The organism is Plantactinospora sp. BB1 (assembly GCF_003030385.1).
Taxonomy (GTDB): domain Bacteria; phylum Actinomycetota; class Actinomycetes; order Mycobacteriales; family Micromonosporaceae; genus Plantactinospora.
Genome location: NZ_CP028159.1, coordinates 8,058,844 through 8,080,957 on the forward strand (window position 1 = coordinate 8,058,844; position 22,114 = coordinate 8,080,957).

The 22,114-nt window shown below is 72.7% G+C and carries 17 protein-coding genes; 10 read left to right on the plus strand and 7 right to left on the minus strand.

Features of this window, described 5'->3' with window-relative positions; translation table 11 throughout:
- The first annotated feature begins 13 nt into the window (after positions 1 to 13).
- Complete coding sequence (uppS, locus tag C6W10_RS35370) at positions 14 to 790, plus strand: polyprenyl diphosphate synthase (RefSeq protein ID WP_107263330.1); 777 nt, start codon at positions 14 to 16, stop codon at positions 788 to 790.
- A 22-nt stretch (positions 791 to 812) separates the two neighbouring features.
- Here the strand turns inward: uppS and C6W10_RS39030 are convergent, their stop codons facing one another.
- Both C6W10_RS39030 and C6W10_RS35380 read right to left on the minus strand, forming a co-directional pair.
- The gene (locus tag C6W10_RS39030; protein WP_234361533.1) at positions 813 to 1,451 is read right to left on the minus strand and encodes a hypothetical protein; all 639 of its coding nucleotides are present in this window, start codon (positions 1,449 to 1,451) and stop codon (positions 813 to 815) included.
- A 131-nt stretch (positions 1,452 to 1,582) separates the two neighbouring features.
- On the minus strand, positions 1,583 to 2,419 hold the full coding sequence (locus tag C6W10_RS35380; protein WP_107263331.1) for an SURF1 family protein: 837 nt from the start codon (positions 2,417 to 2,419) through the stop codon (positions 1,583 to 1,585).
- Positions 2,420 to 2,622: 203 nt separating this feature from the next.
- Here C6W10_RS35380 and C6W10_RS35385 point away from each other — a divergent pair, with 203 nt between their 5' ends.
- Together C6W10_RS35385 and C6W10_RS35390 are read left to right on the plus strand one after the other, a co-directional pair.
- Positions 2,623 to 4,893 carry a cobyrinate a,c-diamide synthase gene (locus tag C6W10_RS35385; protein ID WP_107263332.1) on the plus strand — a complete coding sequence of 757 codons (2,271 nt, stop codon included), beginning with the start codon at positions 2,623 to 2,625 and terminating at the stop codon, positions 4,891 to 4,893.
- A gap of 250 nt (positions 4,894 to 5,143) precedes the next feature.
- Positions 5,144 to 5,719: a GNAT family N-acetyltransferase gene (locus tag C6W10_RS35390; protein ID WP_107263333.1), complete on the plus strand. Its 576-nt coding sequence runs from the start codon at positions 5,144 to 5,146 to the stop codon at positions 5,717 to 5,719.
- Positions 5,720 to 5,742: 23 nt separating this feature from the next.
- Here the strand turns inward: C6W10_RS35390 and C6W10_RS35395 are convergent, their stop codons facing one another.
- Positions 5,743 to 7,908 (minus strand): transglycosylase domain-containing protein, encoded by a 2,166-nt coding sequence (locus C6W10_RS35395; RefSeq protein WP_107263334.1) that lies wholly within the window; start codon positions 7,906 to 7,908, stop codon positions 5,743 to 5,745.
- Positions 7,909 to 8,051: 143 nt separating this feature from the next.
- On the opposite strand from C6W10_RS35395, the gene cobC reads away from it, so the two are divergent.
- The 3 genes from cobC to cobA are packed head-to-tail and all read left to right on the plus strand — an operon-like array spanning position 8,052 to position 11,865.
- On the plus strand, positions 8,052 to 9,236 hold the full coding sequence (gene cobC, locus C6W10_RS35400; RefSeq protein WP_107263335.1) for an Rv2231c family pyridoxal phosphate-dependent protein CobC: 1,185 nt from the start codon (positions 8,052 to 8,054) through the stop codon (positions 9,234 to 9,236).
- Complete coding sequence (gene cobT / locus C6W10_RS35405) at positions 9,236 to 10,318, plus strand: nicotinate-nucleotide--dimethylbenzimidazole phosphoribosyltransferase (RefSeq protein ID WP_107263336.1); 1,083 nt, start codon at positions 9,236 to 9,238, stop codon at positions 10,316 to 10,318. The genes cobC and cobT overlap by 1 nt, the downstream gene beginning before the upstream one ends.
- 2 nt (positions 10,319 to 10,320) lie before the next feature.
- Positions 10,321 to 11,865, plus strand: coding sequence for a uroporphyrinogen-III C-methyltransferase (gene cobA / locus C6W10_RS35410; RefSeq protein ID WP_234361534.1), 1,545 nt, complete (start codon positions 10,321 to 10,323; stop codon positions 11,863 to 11,865).
- Between the two features lie 98 nt (positions 11,866 to 11,963).
- Here cobA and otsB read toward each other — a convergent pair whose 3' ends face one another.
- The gene (gene otsB / locus C6W10_RS35415) at positions 11,964 to 14,558 is read right to left on the minus strand and encodes a trehalose-phosphatase (RefSeq protein WP_107264543.1); all 2,595 of its coding nucleotides are present in this window, start codon (positions 14,556 to 14,558) and stop codon (positions 11,964 to 11,966) included.
- An 11-nt stretch (positions 14,559 to 14,569) separates the two neighbouring features.
- Positions 14,570 to 15,970 carry a trehalose-6-phosphate synthase gene (locus C6W10_RS35420; RefSeq protein ID WP_101367673.1) on the minus strand — a complete coding sequence of 467 codons (1,401 nt, stop codon included), beginning with the start codon at positions 15,968 to 15,970 and terminating at the stop codon, positions 14,570 to 14,572.
- Between the two features lie 392 nt (positions 15,971 to 16,362).
- Between C6W10_RS35420 and ettA the strand changes: the two genes are divergently transcribed.
- From ettA to C6W10_RS35440, 4 genes are all read left to right on the plus strand, one after another.
- Positions 16,363 to 18,039 (plus strand): energy-dependent translational throttle protein EttA, encoded by a 1,677-nt coding sequence (ettA, locus tag C6W10_RS35425; protein WP_107263338.1) that lies wholly within the window; start codon positions 16,363 to 16,365, stop codon positions 18,037 to 18,039.
- Positions 18,032 to 18,535, plus strand: coding sequence for a thioesterase family protein (locus tag C6W10_RS35430; RefSeq protein WP_234361535.1), 504 nt, complete (start codon positions 18,032 to 18,034; stop codon positions 18,533 to 18,535). The genes ettA and C6W10_RS35430 overlap by 8 nt, the downstream gene beginning before the upstream one ends.
- A gap of 11 nt (positions 18,536 to 18,546) precedes the next feature.
- Entirely contained in the window at positions 18,547 to 19,335 is a 789-nt protein-coding gene (locus tag C6W10_RS35435; RefSeq protein ID WP_199853804.1) for a hypothetical protein, read from the plus strand.
- Between the two features lie 131 nt (positions 19,336 to 19,466).
- Positions 19,467 to 20,069: a YbjN domain-containing protein gene (locus C6W10_RS35440; protein WP_107263341.1), complete on the plus strand. Its 603-nt coding sequence runs from the start codon at positions 19,467 to 19,469 to the stop codon at positions 20,067 to 20,069.
- A 24-nt stretch (positions 20,070 to 20,093) separates the two neighbouring features.
- On the opposite strand, the gene C6W10_RS35445 is transcribed toward C6W10_RS35440, so the two are convergent.
- Together C6W10_RS35445 and C6W10_RS35450 are read right to left on the minus strand one after the other, a co-directional pair.
- Positions 20,094 to 20,525 carry a globin gene (locus C6W10_RS35445; RefSeq protein WP_107263342.1) on the minus strand — a complete coding sequence of 144 codons (432 nt, stop codon included), beginning with the start codon at positions 20,523 to 20,525 and terminating at the stop codon, positions 20,094 to 20,096.
- A 155-nt stretch (positions 20,526 to 20,680) separates the two neighbouring features.
- Positions 20,681 to 22,057 carry an MFS transporter gene (locus C6W10_RS35450; protein WP_107263343.1) on the minus strand — a complete coding sequence of 459 codons (1,377 nt, stop codon included), beginning with the start codon at positions 22,055 to 22,057 and terminating at the stop codon, positions 20,681 to 20,683.
- Between the last annotated feature and the right edge of the window lie 57 nt (positions 22,058 to 22,114).

Sequence of the window (22,114 nt, forward strand, 5' to 3'; positions counted from 1 at the left end):
CTACGGTTCGGCAATGATCTTCCGGAACGCCCTCTACCGGCTCTACGCCCGCCGCCTGCGGGCGCAACTGGTCAGCGGCTCGCTGCCCCGGCACGTGGCGATGGTGATGGACGGCAACCGGCGGTGGGCCCGCAAGCAGGGCTTCGAGAACCCGAGCGTCGGTCACCGGTACGGCGCGGAGCACGTCGACGAGGTGCTCGGCTGGTGCGCCGACCTCGGCATCGAACACGTGACGATCTTCGTCGCCTCAACCGACAACCTGCGGAAACGGCCCTCGGACGAGGTCCGGTACCTGATGGAGGTGGTCGAGCGGATCGTCGCCGCCCGGCTCGCCGAACGCCCCGGCCGGTGGCGGCTGCACCTCGCGGGGCGGCTCGACACCCTGCCCGACTCGACCCGACACGCGCTGAAGCTGGCCCGGGACGCGACCGCCGAGCGTGGGGCGGGATTCCACCTCACCATCGCGGTCGGCTACGACGGCCGGGCCGAGGTCGTCGACGCGATCCGCTCCCTGCTCGACGAGGCGGCCCGGGCCGGTACGTCCCCGACCGAACTGGCCCAGCGGCTCACCGCCGAGGACATCGCGGCGCACCTCTACACCCAGGGACGGCCCGACCCCGACCTGATCATCCGGACCAGTGGTGAGCAGCGGATGTCCGGTTTCCTGCTCTGGCAGGCGGCCTACTCCGAGCTGTACTTCTGCGACGCGTACTGGCCCGGCTTCCGGTACGTCGACTTCCTGCGCGCCCTGCGCTCGTACGCCGGCCGGCAGCGCCGGTACGGCGCCTGACCGGGGGACAGCCGGCAGCCAGTCAGATCGCGGCCAGCGACCGCGCGTAGTTGACCTGCTGATGGATCTGCTGCACCTGGAACTGGTCGCTGACCGGGATCCGGGCGACGTACTGCCGCAGCCCGTTGGTCACCGTCACCTGCACGGTGCCACGGTGCACGGTCTCCTTGATCAGCAGGAACAGCAGGCTGAACACGGTCAGCACGCAGAAGCCGACCACCGCCACCACGATCGCCCAGGTCGGCGTCTTCTGCTCGCTCTGCCAGTAGTCCGCGACGTGCCACTGTGAACCGGCCAGCGGCAGGTCGCCGCTCGGGGTGCGTACCGTCGACGGGGTGACCGCGATCTCGCCGATCTGCGCGACCACCGGCTCCGATCCGGCCGGGGGCGGCCACGCCGCCGCACCGCCCGGCTGGCCCCCGCCCGCCTGGCTCCCGCCCGGATAGGACTGCGCAGGAACCGGATGAGGCTGCGCAGGAACCGGATGCGGCTGCGCCGGTACCGGGTAGGACTGGCCCGGGTGGCCCGGAGCCGGCGTCGGTGTCGGCGGGTCGTCCGGGGTGTGCGACGGCGGATAGCCGGGCGAGACGGAGGCGTCGGTCGGCCACGGATCGGTCGGCGGCGGAGGCACGTCCGGCGCTCCGGTCGGGTCCACGCTCATGCCGGCTCCTCCCCAGTGCCACCCCGGCCCGTTCCGCAGACCTTAACCCGGACCGTGACCGCCGCCACCGCGAGGTGTACCCGGTACGTCGATGTCCCACGCCCGACCGCCGGTCGACCCGCCGGCCGGGCTCAGGGGCTCGGTGCGGCGGCCGGCTCGTCCCGCCGGGCCGGACCAGCGGCCCGGTCCCGGTTCCTGTCACCGTCCGGCGCGTCGCCGCGGGCCTCCCGACGGGCCGCCCAGCCGAAGCCGACCAGGGTCAGCGCCGCGAACAGCCACCACTGCACGACGTACCCGCCGTTCTGCCAGTCGTTCTCGTGCCGGATCGGTATCGCGGAGAAGGCCGGGTCGGCGGCCGGGGTCTGCTCGTCGAGCAGCAGGTACGCCGAGTAGACCGGGTACGGCAACTCCCGGGCCAGCGCCGGTACGGCGATCCGCCGCGTCTCGATCCGACCGTCCCGCCGGGTGACCGCATCTGGCTTGCTCTCCGACAGGTGCACCCGGCCCACCACCGTCACCTCACCGGACGGTACGGCCGGGATCTCGGGCCGGGCCAGCGCACTCCCGCCGGGGAGCGGCGGGATCCAGCCCCGGTCCACCAGCACGGCACTGCCGTCGGCCAGCCGCAGCGGGGTGAGCACCTCGAAGCCGACCCTGCTCTGCACGGTACGGCTGCGGATCAGGATCACGTTCGCGCTGTCGTACCGCCCGGTGACCGTGACCCGGGTCCAGGCCGCACCGGCCGGCGGCGGCTGCCCGACGGTGCCGGCCGCGCCACCCGGCCGGGGCAGCACCTGGTCCACCGGCACCGGCGCCAACGTCGCGGTCTCGTCGATCCGCTCGTTGATCGCGGCCCGCTCCTGGTAGCGACTCAACTGCCAGTTGCCGAGCAGCACCATCACCGTGGCCGCGACCAGGGTCAGCGCGAGGATGCCCAGCCAGCGGGGGGTGAGCAGGAACCGGTACACAGCACGAGGCTACCCGGACCGTTCCGGCGGTTTCCCAGGTGGCCGGCTCGGCGGGCCGGCGCGGCGCGCGGTGCCGGGTATCCTCACGCGCGTCGGTTCGATCGACGGGTCGGGCCGGGCCGTCCCTCGCACCACCACACCGTCCGTACCAGAACCTCCGCACCGCCCGCACGGGCCGGTGACCGCGCCCCGAGGAGCCGACCATGATCGCCGCGCCGCGCGTAGTGGTGAGCGCACCGTCATCCGGACACGGCAAGACCGCCATCGCGGTCGGCCTGCTTGCCGCGCTGGCCGCCCGGGGGCTGGACGCCGCCGGGTTCAAGGTCGGCCCCGACCACACCGACGCCGCCTATCTCGGACTCGCCGCCGGGCGGCCCGGCCGCAACCTCGACCCCCGGCTCGTCGGCTCGCAGCGGATCGCCCCGCTCTTCGCGCACGGCTCCGCCGACGCCGAGATCGCGGTGGTCGAGGGCACGATGGGGCTCTTCGACAGCCTGGCCGGCCGGCCCGAGGTCGACTCGACCGCCGCGATCGCCACCACCCTGCGGGCCCCGGTGGTGCTGGTCGTCGACGTCGGCTCGATGGGCCAGTCGGTCGCCGCGCTGGCGCACGGCTTCCGGGCGTACGACGAGATGCTCTGGCTCGGCGGCGTGATCCTGAACCGGGTCGCCTCGGACCGGCACGAGCAACTGCTCCGGGACGCGCTGGACGACATCGGGGTACCGGTCTTCGGGGCGCTGCGTCGCCGGGACCTGCCCGCCGTACTGCCGTCCCGGCAGCACGGTGTCGTGCCGGTGATGCAGCGCGGCGTGGAGGCGTACCGGGGGGTGCGGCGGCTCGGCGAGGCGATCGCCGGAGCCGTCGACCTCGAACGGCTGCTGGCGCTGGCCCGTTCCGCACCCCGGGTACCGGTGACCGCCTGGTCGGCGGCGGAGGCGCTCGCCGAGCTGGGGCCGGTCGGCGAGGCACCCGCCACGGGTACGGTGGTCGCGCTGGCCGGCGGCCCCGCCCTGTCGTACTCGTACGCCGAGACAGCGGAACTGCTGGCGGCGGCCGGTGCCGAGGTGATCCCCTTCGATCCGCTCCGCGACGAGACACTGCCGGCGGAGGCCGGCGCGCTGGTGATCGGCGGTGCGCTGCCCGAGACGTACGCCGAGGAGCTGTCGGCGAACCGCCGGCTCTGCATCGCGGTCGCCGAGCTGGCGCGTACCGGTCGACCCGTGATCGCCGAGGGCGCCGGGCTGCTCTGGCTGGCCCGCGAGTTCGACGGCCGCCCGATGTGCGGGGTGCTGGACGCCACCGGGACGAGCCTGGACCGGACCGTGGTCGGTTACCGCGAGGCGACGGCGCAGGCGGACACCCCGGTTGCCCGACTCGGCGCCCGGGTGGTCGGCTACAAGCAGCACCGTGGCGTCCTGACCCCACGGGCCGGGCAGACCCCGGCGTGGAGCTGGGGCGGTGGCCCGCCGGAGGGGTTCGTCTGGCGCCGGGTGCACGCCTCCCAGTTGACGTTGCACTGGGCGAGCAGCCCGGTGATCGCCAGCCGCCTGGTCGCCGCCTCCGCGTCGGCCGGTACGCCCGCCCCGGCGGGTACCCCTGCCCCGGCCAACCCTGCCCCGGCCAACCCTGCTTCAGCCAATCCGGCTCCGGTGTCGCCGGCCGTCCCGGCCACCCCGGCTGCCGCCGTGCCGTCCGCCGTGGCATCAGCCGGCCCGGTCGGACCGGTTCCGCCCTCGGGCCCGACCGCCCCGACCGCGCCGGTGTCACCCGCGCTGGCCGGAGCACCGGGTCCGGTCGCACCCTCGGCCCCGGTCCCGCCGTCCGCCCCGGCGGCACCGCCGGCCCCGGTCCCACCGTCCGCCCCGGCGGCACCGCCGGCCCCGGTCTCGTCGTCCGTCCCAGTCTCACCGTCGGCCCCGATCTCCTCGTCGGTCCCGATCTCACCGTCCGCTCCGGTCTCACCGTCGGGACAGGTCGGACCGGCTGCTCCGGTGTCGCCACCGGCACCCGCCGGTCGCCCCGTCTCGAACAGTGGTCATCCCCCGAACGGTGGTCATCCCCCGAACGGTGGTCATCCCCCGAACGGTGGCGCCGCGTCATCCGGAGCAGCCGGCCGGTCCGGGTCGGCCGGTGCGCCGAGGCCGGTCACCGGTCCAGCCGGGGCAGGACCGACACCGCAGAGCCGTCCACGGCCGGCCGGCGCGGTCGAGTCTCCCGCAGCGATGGCCGCGCCACGTCCGAGGCCGGTGCCCGCAGAGGAGCAGCCGGTGCCCGTCGACGAACAGCGGGTGCCCGGTGGCAGCGCGGACCGGCCGGGTCCGTCCCGGGCCGGCGACGGATCGGGTACGGCGCCCGGGGCGGCCCGGACGAGTACCGAGTCGGCAGCGGACGCCGCCGGACCGGGCGGGACGACCGGGACCGAGCGGAGCGCAGGTGCGGTACCGAGCAGTCCGGCTGGCGGACCCGTGGGGTGATCCGGTCGGTGACCGGGCGGGCGGCTGCCTCCGAACCCCGGGGACGGCCCTCCCCGGCCCCCGGTGGGCGGGTCGGCGCCACCTCCGGGAGCCAGTGTTCTGCGTGAATGTCGGGCCCGGCGGGCATGAGCCGATATGAGGTGGCGGATGTGACCGAGTGGGCGGTTCGGCACGACCGGATCGGCAGCCGGCCGGGCCGGTGGGAGACGGTCGGGAGGCGACCCGGCGGCGAATGGGGTGAGTCGGCGGAATGAGCGGAGAGGTGGCGGTGCGCCGCTTTCCGACCCTGACCGTGTCGACGCCACGGGTGCACGTACGGCCGTTGCGCGGCACGGACGCGCAGGCGGTCTCGGCGATCTTCGCCGACAAGCAGACCCGGCGCTGGCTGCCGTTACAGCGTGAACTTGGCGAGATCGACGCCGAGGCATGGTGCACGGAGATGGCCCAGGAACGGCGGGACAGCGGCAACGGCGACCACTACGGCATGATCCGGCGCGAGGACGAGCGGCTGGTGGGCTGCCTGTGGACGAAGCGTACGGACTGGGGAGGCCGGGTCACCGAGGTGTCGTACGCGGTCGCGCCGGAGGCGCGCGGCTTCGGCATGGCGGCGGAGGCGGTCGACGCGATAGCCGTCGCGTTGATCCTGGAGCACGGCTTCCAGCGTCTCGAACTACGGGTGGCCCCCGGCAACACCGCTTCTCGACGGGTCGCCGAGAAGGCCGGGTTCACCTACGAAGGGCTGCTGCGCAACGCCGGGTACGTGCACAGCGGCCGGGTCGACCTGGAGGTCTGGTCCCTGGTCGTCGCCGACCTGCACCGACACTGACCACCCGCGCCGTACGCCTCCCGTCAACCGGTCATCTCGTCCGAGGGTGGGTTGAACTGGCGTACCGGCTGGTCCTTCAGCGCGCCCTTGAGGAACCCGGCGACGGCGTCGATCGGCTTGTTCGCCGGACCCGAGCCGACCGGGTTCATCGGGCTGTCCGGGTCGGAGAGGAAACTCGCGGCGGCCAGTTCGGGGGTGTAGCCCACGAACCAGGCGGCTCGGTCGCTGTCGGTGGTACCCGTCTTGCCGGCCACCGGCCGACCGACGATGCCCCGTACCCGGTCGGCGGTGGACCAGCCGCCGCAGGAGCCCCGGGCCGGGGTGTCCCCGGTCGGGCACCGGGCGGCGTCGGTGGCGGCCCGGGCCGCGTCGGCGCTGACCTGCTGGCTGCACCGGGGGAGCGCAATCTCCAGATCCATCCCGGACCCGGTCCGGTACGTCGCCGGGGTGCCGTCCGGCCCGACGATCGAGCTGACCGGCAGCGCCTCGCAGAACCGTCCCTCGGCGGCGACGGTGGCGTACGCGTTGGCCATCTCCAGCGGGGTGACGTCGGAGACCCCGAGGGTGAACGAACCCCACTTGTTCGCCTGGCTCGGTGACGCCTGGCGCTTGTCGATGTCGGTACGCCACTGCAAACCCAGCCGTTCGGCGAGCCGGACCACGTTCTCGGCACCGACCTTCTGCTCCAGCCAGACGAAGTACGTGTTGACCGACTTGCCGAAGCCGGACCACATGGTCTGGTTGCCGCTCATCGCGCCGCTGGCGTTGGACGGGCACCAGTACCCGCCGCAGTCCGTCGGGCCGCCGCTGCCGTCCGGATAGATCGAGACGAACCGGTGCGGGGAGTTGAACGCCGTGCTGAGTGGCAGCCCGGCGTCCAGCGCCGCGAGCATGGTGAACATCTTGAACGTCGAACCGGCCTGGTAGCCGGGGAGATCCCCGCCGCCGAGCAGCGGGACCACGGTGTTCGGATAGTTGCCCTTCATCCGGTTGCGTTTGCTCGGGTCGGAGTGTGGCCCGTTCTCGCTCTGGTCCAGCGAGTAGGACCGGTTCACCGCCATCGACCGGACGTACCCGGTGCCGGGTTCGACCGCGACCAGGCCGTGTCCGTACGGGCTGCCGTTGGCCTCCCCGGCCTGCACCTGGTCGTCGGCGACCTTCTGCATGTTCGGGTCCAGGCTGGTGACGATGGTGTAGCCACCCCGGCGCAGCCGGTCGAGGCGCTCCAGGGAGTTGCTGCCGAAGGCCGGCTGTGCGGCCCACCACGCCTTCAGGTAGTCACAGAAGAAGCCCCAGCTGTTGTGCTCCTCCGGCACCGAGACGCAGTCGTTCGGCGGGTTGCTGAGGCGGAGCTGGATCGGCTCCGCCTTCGCCGCCGCGGTGGCCTGCGGGGAGAGGTAGCCCATCGCCTCCATCCGCTCGAGCACGTAGTTGCGCCGGTCGGTGGCGGCCTTCCGGTCCGAGCTGGCCGGGTCGTACGTGGTCGGCGCCTTCACCAGCCCGGCGAGGGTGGCCGCCTCGACCGGGGTGAGGTCCTTCGGCAGCTTGGAGAAGAAGATCTCCGACGCCGAGTAGATGCCGTACGCCCGGTGGCCGAAGTAGGCCGAGTTGAGGTAGCGCTCCAGGATCTGCGACTTCGTCGTCTCCTTCTCCAGGTCGAGTGCGAGCCGCATCTCCCGCAGTTTTCGCAGCGGCGTCTGCTCGGTGGCCTGCCGGGCCTCCATCGGCGTCTTCGCGCTGTCCCGCAGGGCCATCCGGACGTACTGCATCGTCAGCGTCGAGGCGCCCTGGGAGACTCCGCCGGCCTGCTGGTTGGCGACGAAGGCCCGGAGTACGCCCTTGGGGTCGACGCCGTTGTGCTCGTAGAACCGGGAGTCCTCCGAGGCCACGATCGCCTGCTGGATGTACGGCGACATCTGGGAGACCGGCACGTACCGCCGGTGCTCCTCGTAGAAGGTGGTTATCAGGGTGGTCCCGTCGGCGGCGTAGACGTAGCTGGTCTGCGCGGGCGAAGAGGCGAGCAGGTCGGCCGGGGTTTTTTCCACCAGGTCGGCGCCGGCCTTGGCGGCCAGTCCACCGACCGCGACGAACGGGAACAACGCCGCCGCGACGACCACACCGGCGATCAGTCCGGCACGGAGCAGGGGTACGAGTCGACCAGAGGCGGAGCGGGTGGTGGGGTTGGTCACGTTTCCAAGCTATGATAAATCTCGGTAAAACATGATAAAGATTCGCGAATGTGCGAGTCTCCGGGCTGGCGGGTTCGACCGCTCCCGATCCGCTCCGGGACGGCGCTGGCCCCCGCGCCGGGGCGCCCGGCAGGATCATGCCCATGCACCGGCCCGCCCCCGCACCGCCCGCTCAGCCCGACCCGGACGCCCCAGTTCAGCCCGACGGGCACGCCCCCGCTCAGCTCGACCCGGACGGGCCGGATCTAGGCCACCACGGCGACGTCGAACTCGCTCCCGGTCTGGTGGATCTCGCGGTCAACGTGCAGCGGCACCCGATGCCGGCCTGGTTGCGGGAACCGATCGTCGCCGCACTGGAGACGCTGGCCGGCTATCCCGATCCGGCGCCGGCCCGGGCCGCCGTCGCCGCCCGGCACCGCCGCCCGGCCGACGAGGTACTGCTCACCGCAGGCGCCGCAGAGGGGTTCGTGCTGCTCGCCCAGGCGCTCCGGGGCGCCCACCGGCCGGTGGTGGTGCATCCCCAGTTCACCGAGCCGGAGGCGGCGCTACGCGCGGCCGGGCACCGGGTCGAGCGGGTGCTGCTGCCGCCGGAGACCGACTTCCGGCTGGACCCCGATCTGGTACCGGCCGACGCCGATCTCGTCTTCGTCGGCAACCCCACCAACCCCACCTCGGTACTCCACCCGGCCGACGTACTGGCCGGCCTGGCCCGCCCCGGCCGGGTACTGGTGGTCGACGAGGCCTTCGCCGACTCCACCGTCACCGAAGACTCCACCGTCACCGCCGACTCCACCGTTACGGCCGACGCCGATGTCGGCGGGATCGCCGAGCCCGAGTCGCTGGCGAGCCGGCGTGACCTCCCGGGGCTGGTCGTCGTGCGGAGCCTCACCAAGACCTGGGGACTGGCCGGACTCCGCATCGGCTACCTGCTCGCCCCGGCCGAGCTGGTCGAGCGGTTGGCGGCGGTACAACCGCTCTGGGCGGTCTCCAGCCCCGCGCTCGCGGCGGCGGCGGCCTGCGCCACGCCCGGCGCGGTCGAGGCGGAGCGCCGGATCGCCGCCCGGCTGGCCGTCGAGCGGGCGTACCTGGTCCGGCGGCTCGGCGAGCTGCCCCGGGTACGCGTCGCGGGTACCCCGGCCAGCGCCTTCGTCCTGGTGCACCTGCCCGGGGCGGCCGGGGTACGGCTGGCCCTGCGCGACCGGGGTTTCGCCGTACGGCGCGGGGACACCTTCCCGGGTCTGGGCCCCGACTGGCTGCGCCTCGCGGTACGGGACACTGCCACCACCGACCTGTTCGTGGCCGCGCTGGCCGGAATCCTGGAGGAATGATGTTGGACGCCACCCTCGCCGGGATCGGTCCGCTCGACGAGGCGGCCATGGCCGCGGCCGCGGACCTGCACGCGAGGCTGACCAAGCCGGCCGGTTCACTGGGCGCGCTGGAGGAACTCTCGATCCGGCTGGCCGGGCTGGCCGGCGTCTGTCCGCCGCCGCTGCCCGAGCCCGCCGCAGTGGCGATCTTCGCCGCCGATCACGGGGTGCACGCCCAGGGGGTCACCCCGTGGCCGCAGGAGGTCACCGCGCAGATGGTGGGGAACTTCCTGGCCGGCGGTGCGGTGGTGAACGCGTTCGCCGGGCAGATCGGCGCGACGGTCACCGTGGTCGACGTCGGGGTGGCCACCCCGCTGCCCCAGGTGAAGGTGCCGGCACAGCGGTCGGCGCGGTCGGCGCCCCGGCTGATCAGCGCCAGGGTCCGGGCCGGCAGCCGGGACATGAGCGTCCGGCCCGCCCTGACCCGGGACGAGGCACGCAGCGCGGTCGAGACCGGCATCCGGGTCGCACACGAACTGCTCGACTCCGGTGCCGGGATCCTGCTGACCGGTGACATGGGGATCGGCAACACCACGGCGGCCGCCGCGCTGATCGCCGCCTTCACCGGAATCGACCCGGCCGAGGCCACCGGCCGGGGTACCGGGATCGACGACGTCACGTACGCCCGCAAGGTGGCCGTGGTCCGGGCGGCGCTGGCTCGGCACGTACCCGATCCGGCCGATCCGCTCGGGGTCCTCGCCGCGGTCGGCGGCCTGGAGCACGCGGCGCTGGCGGGTTTCGTCCTGGGCGGTGCCGCGCGGCGGGTCCCGGTGCTGCTGGACGGGGTGAGCGCGGTCGCCGCCGCGCTCGCGGCGGCGGCCTTCGCCCCGGACGCGGTCGGCGCGATGGTCGCCGGGCACCGCTCGGCCGAGCCGGGCGCGACCGCCGGGTTGGACCGGTTGGGTCTGCTGCCGATAATCGATCTGGGCCTACGGCTCGGCGAGGGCACCGGCGCCCTGCTTGGCTATCCGGTGGTCGCCGGTGCGGTGCGGGTGCTGCACGAGGTGGCCACCTTCGACGCGGCAGGAGTGTCGGAGAAATGATCATGTATCCGCTTGCGCTGCGGCTCGCCGGCCGGCGTGTGCTGGTGGTCGGCGGCGGGGCGGTGGCGACCCGGCGGGTGCCGGCGCTGCTGGAGGCGGAGGCCCGGGTGGTGGTGGTCGCCCCCGAGTTGACCCCGGCGTTGCGGGCCCACGTCGACGCGGGACGGCTGGAGTGGGTGGCCCGGGAGTTCGCGCCGGCCGACCTCGACGGTGCCTGGCTGGTGCAGGTGGCGGTCGACGACCCGGCCGCCGCCGAGGCGGTCAGCGCCGCCGCGTTCGAGCGGCAGATCTTCTGTGTACGCGCCGACGACCGCGACGCCGCGACCGCCTGGACCCCGGCGGTGACCCGGTACGGCCCGCTCACCGTCGCCGTGCTCGGCGGCGGCGACCCTCGGCGCGCCGTGGCGGTCCGGGACGCCATCCGAGAGCAGTTGATCACCGGCGCCCTCTCCGGTGTCGCGGCAGAGCCACCCCCGCCACCCGGCCCGGACGGCGCCACCCCCGACGCCGCCGTCAAGGACGACGCCCTACCAGCGCACCTGAGCACCCGAAACACCAACCCACCCAACGGCAACGGGCACGGTCAGGGTGACAGCAACCACAACCCCGGCGGCAACCACAACGCCCACACCGACGCCGACGGAGACGGAGACGGCAAGCGCAGGGCTGACGATCAGGATGCCCGCGGGTCGGACGGCGCCGTTGCCGACGGCAGCGGTTTGTCGGCGGAACGGGCCGGGGTCGACGGCTCCGAGACGACCGTGGCCGCCCCAGCCGTGCTGGCCGGGCTGCCGGAGCGTCCCGTCGGCCGGGTCGCGTTGGTGGGTGCGGGGCCCGGCGATCCCGAGCTGATCACCGTCCGGGGCCGGCGGCTGCTCGCCGAGGCCGACGTGGTCGTCGCCGACCGGCTGGTCCCCGGGCTGCTCCTGGACGAACTCCATCCCGAGGTCGAGTTGGTGGACGCCACGAAGATCCCGCACGGTCCGGCCGCCGCCCAGGAGGAGATCAACCGGGTACTGGTGGAGCGCGCCCTGGCCGGCGCCCGGGTGGTCCGGCTCAAGGGCGGCGACCCGTACGTCTTCGGTCGGGGTGGCGAGGAGGCGTTGGCCTGTGCGGCCGCCGGGATACCGGTGACCGTGGTCCCCGGGGTGACCAGCTCGGTCGCCGCTCCGGCTGCGGCGGGCATCCCGGTGACCCACCGGGGCGTGGCGCACGAGTTCACGGTGGTCTCCGGGCACCTTCCGCCGGAGCATCCCGACTCCCTGGTCGACTGGTCGGCGCTGGCCCGGCTGCGCGGCACCCTGGTCGTGCTGATGGGGCTGAACAACCTCCCGGCGATCGCCGCCGCGCTGCGGGCGCACGGCCGGCGGCCGGAGACCCCGGCGGCGGTGGTGCAGGAGGGTACGACGCACGGCCAGCGAGTGCTCCGGTCGACCCTGGCCGCCGTCGCCGCAGACGCGCTCGCGGCCGGTTTCCGCCCTCCCGCGGTCGTGGTCTTCGGCGAGGTGGCCACCACCCTCGCCGCGGTCCCCTCCTCCGCCCCGTAGGGCAGGCGCGCAGCAGGTGCCGGAATGTGGTGGCCTCACGGACGCCGTGAGGCCACCACAGCACCGAAGTAGCGCGCGGATCACCCCCCCGGAGGGGGTCAGGACTTGAGCATGTTGTCCAGGAGGAGGGCGCAGCGGATCAGGCCCAGGTGGCTGTAGGCCTGGGGGTGGTTGCCGAGGCCGCGTTCGGAGATCGGGTCGTACTGCTCGGGGAGCAGGCCGGTCGGGCCGGCGGTGTCGACCATCTGGGTGAAGAGCTCCTCCGCGTCCGACCGCCGACCGGTGCGCAGGTACGCCTCGATCAGCCAGGCGGTGCAGATGTGGAAGCCGCCCTCCCGGCCGGGCAGCCCGTCGTCCCACCGGTAGCGGTAGACCACCGGACCGCTGCGCAGGTCGGCCTCGACCTTCAGCACGGTGGCCAGGAACCGGGGGTCGTCGTCGGGCAGCAGACCCGACAGGCCGATCCAGAGCGAGGAGGCGTCCATCTCCTCGTCGCCGTACGCCACCGTGTAGGCGCCGGCACCGGCGTGCCAGCCGAACTCCAGCACGTTGTGCCCGATCCGGTCGCGCAGCTCCACCCACTCCGGCCGGTCGCCGTCGCCGTGCCGCCGCACCACGTGCAGCGCCCGGTCCACGGTCATCCAGCACATCACCTTGGAGTAGACGTGGTGCCGCGGTGGCAGCCGCGCCTCCCAGAGCCCGTGGTCGGGTTCGTGCCAGCGCCGGGCCACCGCCTCGACCATGTTCTCCAGCACCCGCCACTCGGTGTCGCGTACCTCGCCGCGCAGGTCGGCGACGGCCGCCAGCAGGTCGGCGACCGGCCCGAAGACGTCGAGTTGGAGCTGGTGGTTGGCGAGGTTGCCGACCCGGACCGGCCGGGAGCCGGCGTACCCGGGCAGGGTGTCGATGACCGCCTCGGCGCCGAGTTCGTAGCCGTCGACGGTGTAGAGCGGGTGCAGCCGTTCCGGGTGCCCGCCGGTGCGCTCGACGCAGCCGTCGACCCAGCGCAGGAAGCCCTCGGCCTCGGCGAGCGAGCCGAGGTCGACCAGGGCCCGCGCGGTCATCGCGGCGTCGCGCAGCCAGCAGTACCGGTAGTCCCAGTTGCGTACCCCGCCGAGTTCCTCCGGGAGCGAGGTGGTCGCGGCGGCCAGGATCGAGCCGCTGGCCTCGTGCACCAGGCCGCGCAGGGTCAGCGCGCTCCGCCCGACCAGGTCCCGGGCGGTGCTGGGCAGTCGCAGCCCGGCGACCCAGTCCCGCCACGGCTGCTCCGCCACCGCCTGCCGCTCCTGCACGGGTACCCGGTGGTGCTCCAGGCTGTGCGAGCCGAACCGCAACTCGCAGGTGACCTGGCCACCGGCGGCGGCCAGGTCGACCACCGCGCGGGCGGTCTCGTAGCCGCCGTCGTTCACGATCTCCCACTCGACGCCGGGGGAGTAGAGCGCGATCGGCTCGTTGGAGCCGAGCACCAGCAGCCCGTCGCCGAGCGGCTGGAGCTGCACGGCTACCTGGCCGAACTCGGGCCGGGGGGCGAAGTCCAGCCGGACCCGGCCGGCGCCGCTGAGCACCCGGACCAGGGTCGAGTCGCCGCTGATCACCGCCGGGCCGCTCGGCACGCCGTCGGTGGAGGGCCGGTCCAGCCAGTCGGTGACGGTCAGCCCGGACCAGCGGGTCTCCACGGTCATGGTGCCGGTCCGGTAGCGCTGGCCGAGCGGCAGGCCACCGCGTTCCGGGGCGATGCTGAAGTAGCCGGCCGGGTTGCCGCCGACCAGGTCGGCGAAGATGGCCGGCGAGTCGGGCTTGGGGTGGCAGAGCCAGCTCAGGCTCGCCTCCGGGGTGACGAGTGCGACGGTACGCCCGTTGGCGAGCATCGAGTGCCGCTCGATCGGTACGGCCCGTTCGCCGAAGAGCCAGTTCCGGCGTACCTCGAGCAGCAGCGCGAGCACCCGGGCGGCGTCGACCGGCTCGTCGATCCGGAAGGTGGCCCTGGTCTCGCCGGGGCCGATCTTGATGCCGACGTCCGGGCCGTGCAGCTTGGCGAAGGCGTTCTCGTCGGTGACGTCGTCGCCGAGGAAGAGGGCGGCGCTCGCCGAGAGCTGGGTGCGGAGCTGTTCGAGCGCGGTGCCCTTGTTGGTGGGGATCACCGACAGCTCGATGACCTCCTTGCCCCGGGTCACGGTGACGTCCGGCCAGATCGCCGGGCCGGCGTCCACCGCCGCGACGACCTCGGCGGCGACCTCGGGGTCGGCGCCCCGGGTGTGTACCGCGATGCTGGCCGGTTTGGTCTCCAGGCGTACCCGGCCCCGGCCGGCGACGATCTGGCGCAGCTCGTTGCGGAGCCGGGTGCGTACCTCGATCAGCTCGGGGGAGAGCCGCTCGACGAAACCGATATCGAACTCGGAGCCGTGGCTGCCGACCAGGTGTACCTCGCTGGGCAACCGGGAGAGCGTGGCCAGGTCACGCAGGGCCCGGCCGGAGACCACGGCGACGGTGGTCTGCGGCAGGGCGGCCAGCGCGCGTACCGCGGCGACCGACTCGGGCAGCGGCACGGCCTTGGTCGGGTCCTCCACGATCGGCGCGAGCGTGCCGTCGTAGTCGCAGGCGACCAGGAGCTGTGGTACCCGGGCGATCCGGCCGATGGCCGACCGCAGTTCGGGGTCGATCCCGTCGAGGGTGCGCGGACCCCCGTCGAGCAGGGAACCAACCTTCACTCGTCCTCCGTCTCGGGTACGCCCAACTCGTTGAGGAAGGACCGGGCCCAGTGTCCGACATCGTGCGTACGCAGGTGGCGCTGCATGATGCGCATGCGGCGCCGGGCCTCGACCTTGTCGACGTGGACCGCGCGCAGCAGCGCGTCCTTGACTCCGTCCGGGTCGTGCGGGTTACAGAGGAATGCCTGGCGCAGCTCGGTGGCGGCGCCGGCAAACTCACTGAGCACGAGGGCGCCGCCCGAGTCGGCGCGTGTTGCTACGTACTCCTTGGCCACCAGATTCATTCCGTCTCGCAGCGGGGTCACCATCATCACGTCGGCCGCGCAGTAGAGCGCGGCCAGTTCACTGCGACTGTACGACTGATGGAGGTAATGGACGGCCGGTACGCCGACCCGGCCGAATTCGCCATTAATTCGACCAACTTCGCGTTCCACCTTGACCCGGAGTGCCTGGTAGTGCTCCACCCGTTCCCGACTTGGCGTAGCAACCTGCACCATAACCGCGTCGGGAACTGTCAACTTTCCGTCAGAGAGCAACTCGCGGAACGCCTTGAGCCGAAGCTCGATCCCCTTGGTGTAGTCGAGCCGGTCCACCCCGAGGATCACCGTCTTCGGGTCGCCCAACTCGGTACGGATCTGCTTGGCCCGGGCCTGCACCGCCGGGTCGACGGCCATCCGCTCCATCTCGGCCACGTCGATGGAGATGGGGAACGCACCCGCCTTGACCTGCCGGCCGTCCACCTGGATCATCTGGCCCTCGTAGCGGAGGCCGAGCAGGTGCCGGGCCAGCCGGACGAAGTTCTGCGCCGCCAGCCGCTGCTGGAAGCCGACCAGGTCGGCGCCGAGCAGCCCGCGCAGCACCTCGGCGCGCAGCGGCATCTGCATGAAGAGTTCGATCGGCGGGAACGGGATGTGCAGGAAGAACCCGATCCGCAGGTCGGGGCGGAGTTCGCGGAGCATCGCCGGCACCAGTTGGAGCTGGTAGTCCTGCACCCAGACCGTGGCGCCCTCGGCGGCCACCTCGGCCGCGGCCTCGGCGAACCGGGCGTTCACCAGCCGGTACGCCTCACGCCAGCGGCGCTTGTACGCCGGGGTCTCCACCGCGTCGTGGTAGAGCGGCCAGATCGTGGCGTTGGACTGGCCCTCGTAGTAGCGTTCGAGTTCCTCCGCGCTCAGTGGCACCGGGTGCAGCCGGATGCCCTCCAGGTCGAACGGCTCCGGCGCGGCGCCCACGCCGCCGGCCCAGCCGACCCAGGTGCCCTGGTGCTGGGCGAGCACCGGATGCAGGGCGGTGACCAGACCTCCGGGGCTGCGCCGCCACTGGCGTCCCTCGGGAGTTGTCACCTCGTCGACCGGCAGGCGATTCGCAACGACCACGAACGAGCTACGTACGGTCACAATCAGTGCACCTCCGGTGATGACGGGTGGTCCACCGCTGAGCGTACTGAGCGTAGCTGCGGTGCCTAACCCCCAGTGCCACAGTTACTGCCCTGCGGGACGCGGTGCGAAAACACAAAGGTGATCATGACCACCCGTTCGGTCCGGCCTCGGCTCCCGCCTCGGCTCCGGTGCCGGCTCCCACATCGGCTCCGGCTGAGGGCGCGGCGGAGGCTCGGCGGAGGGTGATGTGGGCGGGCCGGGCCGGACCTGTCAGGATTGACGATGGCGTTTTCCGCCGCACCGCGTGAGCCGGCGTGACACCGACAGCGCGGTCCAAGCAAGCCCGACGTCGTGCTCGGTCGTAAACACGGCATTCGGGGACATCACATCCGTGGGAGGTAGGCCGCACCGTGGCCCAGTACATCTACGTCCTGGAGAAGGCGCGCAAGGCGCACGGCGACAAGGTCGTGCTGGACAACGTGACGCTGAGCTTCCTGCCGGGGGCCAAGATCGGTGTGGTCGGTCCGAACGGCGCCGGCAAGTCCAGCCTGCTCAAGATCATGGCGGGCCTGGACCGGCCGAGCAACGGTGATGCCCGGCTGATGCCCGGCTACACCGTCGGGCTGCTCGCCCAGGAGCCGCCGCTCAACGACGCCAAGACCGTGCTCGGCAACATCGAGGAGGCGGTGGCGGAGACCAAGGCCAAGCTGGAGCGGTTCAACAAGATCGCCGAGCAGATGGCCACCGACTACTCCGACGAGCTGATGGCCGAGATGGGGCAGCTCCAGGAGGAGCTGGACCACGCCGACGCCTGGGACGTCGACTCCAAGCTCGAACTGGCGATGGACGCGCTGCGCTGCCCGCCGCCGGACGCCGACGTCACCCAGCTCTCCGGTGGCGAGCGGCGCCGGGTCGCCCTCTGCAAGCTGCTGCTGGAGGCGCCCGACCTGCTGCTGCTGGACGAGCCGACCAACCACCTGGACGCGGAGAGCGTGCAGTGGCTGGAGCAGCACCTCGCCAAGTACGCCGGTACGGTGATGGCGATCACCCACGACCGGTACTTCCTCGACAACGTGGCCGGCTGGATCCTCGAACTCGACCGGGGCCGGGCGGTCGGCTACGAGGGCAACTACTCCACCTACCTGGAGAAGAAGGCGGCCCGGCTGGCCGTCGAGGGGCGCCGCGACGCCAAGATGAAGAAGCGGCTGAGCGAGGAACTGGAGTGGGTCCGGTCCAACGCCAAGGCCCGGCAGACCAAGTCCAAGGCCCGGCTGGACCGCTACGAGGAGATGGCCACCGAGGCCGAGAAGACCCGGAAGCTGGACTTCGAGGAGATCCAGATCCCGCCGGGCCCCCGGCTGGGCAACACCGTGATCGAGGCGCACGGGCTGCGCAAGGCGTTCGGCGAGCGGGTGCTGATCGACAACCTGAGCTTCTCGCTGCCCCGCAACGGCATCGTCGGCATCATCGGCCCGAACGGCGTCGGCAAGACCACCCTGTTCAAGACCATCGTCGGGCTGGAGCAGCCGACCGCCGGCTCGGTCAAGATCGGTGACACCGTCAAGCTGTCGTACGTCGACCAGAACCGGGAGGGGCTGGCCGGCGACAAGACCGTCTGGGAGGTCGTCTCGGACGGGCTGGACCACCTGATGGTGGGCAAAGTCGAGATGCCGTCCCGGGCCTACGTGGCGGCCTTCGGCTTCAAGGGCCCCGACCAGCAGAAGCCGACCAAGGTGCTCTCCGGCGGCGAGCGCAACCGGCTCAACCTGGCGCTGACGCTCAAGATCGGCGGCAACGTCATCCTGCTCGACGAGCCCACCAACGACCTGGACGTGGAGACCCTCTCCTCGCTGGAGAACGCGCTGCTGGAGTTCCCCGGCTGTGCCGTGGTCATCTCGCACGACCGGATGTTCCTGGACCGGGTGGCGACGCACATCCTGGCCTGGGAGGGCGACGACGAGGACCCGTCGAAGTGGTTCTGGTTCGAGGGCAACTTCGAGGCGTACGAGAAGAACAAGATCGACCGGCTCGGTGCCGAGGCGGCGCGGCCGCACCGGGTCACCTACCGCAAGCTCACCCGTGACTAGTCCGGTGCAGGCCCGGCCGGCGGAAGCGGAGCGGTCCGACAGCCGCAGGTACGTCTACGACTGCACGCTGCGCTGGTCGGACCTGGACGCGTACGGGCACGTCAACAACGCCCGCTTCCTCACCCTCTACGAGGAGGCGCGGGTGGCGTTGATGTTCGCCGGCGGCCGGGCCTGGGGAGTCGGCTCGTTCGCCGACGGCGTGGTGATCTACCGGCACGAGATCGACTATCTCCGCCCGGTCGGGTACGCGCTGGACGGGACGACCGCCGAGCGCGCCCCGACGGTACGCATCGAGATGTGGATCGAGGACCTGCGGCAGTCCCGGTTCACCGTCGCCTACGAGCTCTTCGACCGTACGGTGCTGGCCAGCCGGGCCCGGTCGGTGCTGGTGCCGTTCGACCTCGAACAGCAGCGGCCGCGCCGGCTGACCGACGCGGAGCAGGAGTTCCTCCGGCGGTACCTCGTCGAGCCGGTGACCCGGGACAAGCCAGCGTAGGGAGCGATGCGGTGTCCGCTGCGGAGAAGGCTACGGCTGGTGGGCCGGTGGCGTCCGGTGCCGGGCACGGGCTCGCCGGCCTGCCGGACGCCGGTGCCTTTCTGGCCCGGTTGACCAGGCTCGACCCGGGTGCGGTGGTCCGGCTCCGCTCCGGGGCGCCCGGTGCGGCGGCCGGGGCACCGGACCGGACCGTGCTCTGGGCGCGGCTGCCCTGGGACGTGCTGGTGGGCCGGGTGGTGGCCGGGGCCGGTCCGGGTGACGCCACGGTCTCCGCCGCCGAACTGCTCGCCGAACTCGGCCGTGGCGGTGCGGCGCTGCCGCGTCGCCGGGACGCCGACTGGCGCTGGCCGGTGCCGGGCGGGCCCGGCACGGTGGTGGAGACCATCGCCGGTGCCGAGCTGCGCCGGATCGCGGTGGCGGCGGCGCAGACGCTGCGCGGCGCCGCCGCCGAGGGCGTCGCCGGCCGGGCAGTCGGCCAGCGCGCGGTCCGGGACGCCCTGCTCGACCACGTCGCGGTGGTGGTGACCGCGCCATCGGCCGACACCGATCGGGTACCCGACGCCGGCACCGCCGGCACCGATCCGGTACCCGGCGGCGGCCGGATCGAGATCTCTCAACGGCTGGTCCAGGCCATCGTCCGGATGGGTTTTCTCGGCTCCTCCGGCTCACCCGGTCAGGACGCCGTACGGGTGCGGATCATGGGTCGTTGGGTCGGATTGGCCGCACCATTCGGAGTGGCATGGTCACAGAAAGTCAGTCAGCTTGCGATAAAACCGGCGCGTGATCATCCGAACGGATGAGGCGGTATGGTCCAACCGTCCCGGGGCTGTAGTTGGGGGGGTGCTTCGAGCCGGCTGTACGGGTACCGTCGGGCCTCGGATCCAACGCAACGTAGGCACGTGGATCCGCTGGGGAGTGAGGTGCGCAAGCGATGCCGTGGTGGTCATGGCGCCCCGGCCACGCCGGTGGCGGCGAGCCGGAAACTCGAAGCAGGATCGCGTCGGACGGTGCCGTCCGGGTCGGGCCGCCGGCGCCCCGGGAGCCGGATCACGACTCCCGACCGGAACCCGACGCCCGACCCGGGGATCGGGCCTCGATCAGGGAGATCCCCCCGGTGATCGCGCCGGTGACGCTCCGCCGGGTCGGTGACGCGCTGGACCTGCTCGACGTCCGTTATCTCGCCGACGGCGACGGCAGCCTGCTGGCCATGTGGGAGCGGCACGCCGTGCTGTTCGCCCTGGAGGGGCCGGACGACGAGATCCTGGTGATGCGGGCCCGTCCACACTCGACCGTTCCGCCGGACTGGGCCGACCGGGCCTACCGGGTGGTCAACGAGTGGAACCACACCCGGCGGTTCTGCAAGGCGTACGTCGGTGACCCCACCGAACGCGGCCAGCTGCCCATCTACGCCGAGTTGCAGGTGCCGTTGAGCGCCGGTGCGCACGACGCCCTGCTCGTCGAGATGCTCGACTGCGGAGCCGCCGTGGCGACCACCTTCGTCGACTGGCTGCACGACGAGGGCGCGCTGCTCTAGGGGCGGCCCCGGCAGGGTCAGCGCTCAGTGCGCCGGCCCCGGCGTCTCGTCCATCGTGTTGACCATGAAGTACGCGGCCCGCTCCAGGTACTGCCACAGGGTCTCGTGCTGCTCCGGCGACAACTCCAGCCGGTCCACGGCCTGCCGCATGTGGCGCAGCCAGGCGTCCCGCTCGACCGGCCCGACCCGGTACGGCGCGTGCCGCATCCGGAGCCGGGGATGCCCGCGCTGCGCGGAGTAGGTGTTCGGGCCACCCCAGTACTGGATCAGGAAGAGCCGCAGCCGATCCGCCGCCGGGCCGAGGTCGGCCTCCGGGTACATCGGCCGGAGCACCGGATCGGTGGCGACACCCGCGTAGAACTCGTCGACCAGCCTCCGGAAGGTCGGTTCGCCGCCGATCTCCTCGAAGAAGTTCGGCGACGGGCGGGTCTGCTCTCGCTCACCTGCGGGATTCACCGCTCCATCCTGCCATTCGGGTGGGCGATCGTCGGCAGTCTGTGCCGTACCCCCGGTGCGGGCTGGCTCACACCGGCGGCGCTGCGCGGGCTCAAACCGCGCCCACCGCTGGCGGACCGGGGCTCACACCGTGCCGATCGGCGGCGGCTCGGGGCTCAGACCGCGCCGATGCCCGCCTCGGAGGAGGGCGGCCTCGGGTTGGGCGGGGAGGTCGGTGCCGGGTGCTGGCCCGGACGGGCCGCTCCGGCCGCCGCCTCCCGGTCGGCGGAGCGGCGCTGGGCCTCCGCGATCGCCGCGTCGAAGCGCTCCGGCTGCGGCCAGCGCAGCGCCAGCACCAGCATCAGCAGCACCCCGGCGGCGCTCCACAGCCCGACCACCCGGGGAATGGTGAACCGCTCGGCCAGCAGGCCGGTGGCGAGTACCGCCAGGCCCTGGGTCACCTGCACACCGGTGTTCATCACGCCGTTGGCCCGGGCCCGGTAGCCGTGCGGCAGGGCCAGCACGAAGAGCCCGTTCGTCACCGGCAACAGCCCGGCGACCGCGAAGCCGGCGACCGCGGCCAGCAGGGCGACCACCAGCGGCGGCGGGTTGAAGAGGGCGGGCACCAGGGCCAGCGGGGCGAGTACCGCGAAGAACCGGACCAGGGTCCGGCGCAGGTCCGGCCGGAGGGTCCGGCCGACCAGTATGCCGCCGAGGATGAAACCGGCCGGTGCGGCGACCATGATCAGCGCCTGGGTGATGCTCCGGTCGGCGCCCGAACCCGCGAGATCAGTGGCCCAGGCCGCGGCCAGCCCCTCCGGGACGATCGCGAACAGCATCGCGCAGAACACCATGATCGCGATGGCCCGCAGCACGGGGGTGCCGAACACCAGGGCGAACCCGGCACCGGTCTCCCGGAGCAGGTTTCGCCGGCCCCGCTCCGGCGGCACGGCGGGCCGGTGCCGGACGCCGAACCAGAGGATCACCGCGGAGGCCCCGAAGGCGACGGCGTTGAGCAGCAGGGCCAGGGCCGGGCTGTAGAGCGCGATGCCGGCCCCGACCGCGTAGCCGAGCACCTGGGCCGCCTGCCCCACGCTGCCATGCAGGGAGAGCGCGACGACCAGCCGGTCTCCGGTGAGCAGCAGGGGCAGCATCGCGGACCGGGCCGCCTGGCTGGGTGGATTCGCCAGGGTCGCCGCGAAGAGCAACGCCAGGATCACCGGCGTGTCCAGGCCGTCGATCGCGATGGCCGCGTAGAGCGGCAGCCGGACGAGGTCGCAGATCACCATCACCGTCCGGTACGGGTACCGGTCGGCGAGGGTGGTGAGCAGCGGGCCGCCGACCAGCCACGGCAGGTAGCTGGTGGCGAAGGCGGCGGCGGAGAGGGCCACGGACTGGCTCTGCTGATAGACCAGCAGCGTGACGGCCGCCTTGGCGAGATAGTCGCCGGTCCAGGTCAGTACGGTGGCCGCGAAGACCGCCCGGTATTCACGCTGGGCGAACACCTCCCGATAGGTTGCCGGCCGCTCGGGAGTGTGTGTCTCTTCGGACACCGGTGGGCCTCCATCGTTCTCGACCGCTGACCACGTGTGATGGGGCTGCCGGGAACG